This window comes from Bacillus sp. JJ1474, from assembly GCF_036965225.1.
In the GTDB taxonomy this organism is placed as follows: Bacteria; Bacillota; Bacilli; order Bacillales; family Cytobacillaceae; genus Cytobacillus.
Genome location: NZ_JBALPC010000118.1, coordinates 12,105 through 13,775 on the forward strand (window position 1 = coordinate 12,105; position 1,671 = coordinate 13,775).

Genomic DNA, 1,671 nt, shown 5'->3' on the forward strand with positions numbered 1-1,671 from the left:
GTTATATTGTAATCTTGACGAAACAGAGGAAATAATGGCAAAAATAAGTGCTTTTTCATTTGTAAAAAAGGTTGAACCATCGTATAAACCTTTCTTGAAGTTGGAATTTGAGAATTCAAAGCCAGATAAAGCAAAGGAATACGATTATAAGATGGGCATATAAAAGGTGAGGGCATTAGTCCTTGCCTTTTTCAATTTTTCCATTACATGCTATTAACTGTTTTAACCTAAATAAACAGATCGAAGAAAAAAACTATTTTTTCGTCATATTTATACAAAATTCATGTACTGATGCACTCGGATTTGCTATGGTTATTATTAGGAAAGTTAGTGAAGGGGATTAGTATGTGGAAAACATTTGTTCTAATTTCTATCGTGTTAACAACAGTTATCGGAGGTATGTTGTTTTGGCAATGGAAGGCATATTCAAAGCAAAACGAATTCACAAATGAAACTTTTGAGAGAGCAGTCCAAGAAATAACTGTTAAATCGAACGCAAATGAGCTGTCTATCACACAAAAGATAACAGGACTTACAGCCGGGAATGAATATAAGGTTGAAAAGCCTGAAAGCCTTTTTCGCTGGTCATGTATCAATATTAATAATAAACCTTGCGAATCAAAGGAGGATCAGGCATTAATTTTAATCCCTGAACAGAATCAGCTCGTATTTGAATATATAATCCCGATTACAAAGGATAGTAAGGCCTTTTTACTTGAAGATTGGACCACATCTTTGTCTGAGGTTGCTGTAACAAGATCATCTATTATTATTGTTGATTCTGTTAAAAAAGGCGGTACATGGGCAGCAGGGGCAATGCTGAAGGGATTCAAAGAAATGGATTTAATTGATTATTATTATTTTGAGGGAATCGGAAGCGCTCCTGCTGTTTATTGGCAGTCTGAACCTCTCCTAGCTACAGAAAGCAAAAATGGGCTGGTTACTTATTTTAGCAATCAAGAAATTAACAATACTATTATTAAGGAGATTCAAAGTCTAAAAGATTTTCCTTACATATCTGTCATTTTTACGAATCAAATTAATGAACAGTCTAGCAAAGGTCTTTTAATTTCAAAACCAGATATTAAAGAAGATGCTTTTAAACGGAAAATATTTAACTATTTTTATGAGAAAAAATTAAAAAATCTCCCAAATGAAGAAAATTGGGTCATTGATGTTCTTACTTCCTATTCGGCTAATTTACAAGCGGGCACTGCAAAGGGCAATCAAGTTTTACTTGAAATGAAGAATAAGCTGACAGAAGAGGAAATAGGGGATTTCTTTACTGCTATTAATAGTAGTTCTAAACCTTTAACCTTACAAAATTTAGATAACTTTGTTTCTGAAATCCGAGGTTTAAGTACCCGATTTTTCACATTGAATGAAGGGAAAGTCGACTCTCTTGTTCCTCTTTATTTTTACGATTCTCGAAAAGTTGTTGTAAATGGTACTGCTAATGAAGGATTAGAGGTTATTTTTGAAGAAGGAAATAGTATGTTTCCTTTTATTAATACAATGATAGCATTAGATTATGAAGCAGAAGTTCTTACTGATAAGGAAACTATTCTTCTAAAGAAAGGGTCAAATACATACCGTTTTTTTCTAAACAGAAATATTTTTATATATAACGAAGAAGATTATGGTTTATTAGAAAGACCATTAGCGGTCATT

2 protein-coding genes are annotated in these 1,671 nt (G+C 32.5%); both read left to right on the forward strand.

The window, feature by feature from the left end; genetic code table 11:
* On the forward strand, positions 1 to 163 hold a 163-nt coding region (locus V7164_RS15525), incomplete at its 5' end, for a DUF2129 domain-containing protein (RefSeq protein ID WP_335354527.1).
* Positions 164 to 345: 182 nt separating this feature from the next.
* Positions 346 to 1,671, forward strand: a 1,326-nt coding sequence (locus V7164_RS15530; RefSeq protein ID WP_335354525.1) for a hypothetical protein, incomplete at its 3' end; no start/stop codon positions are given.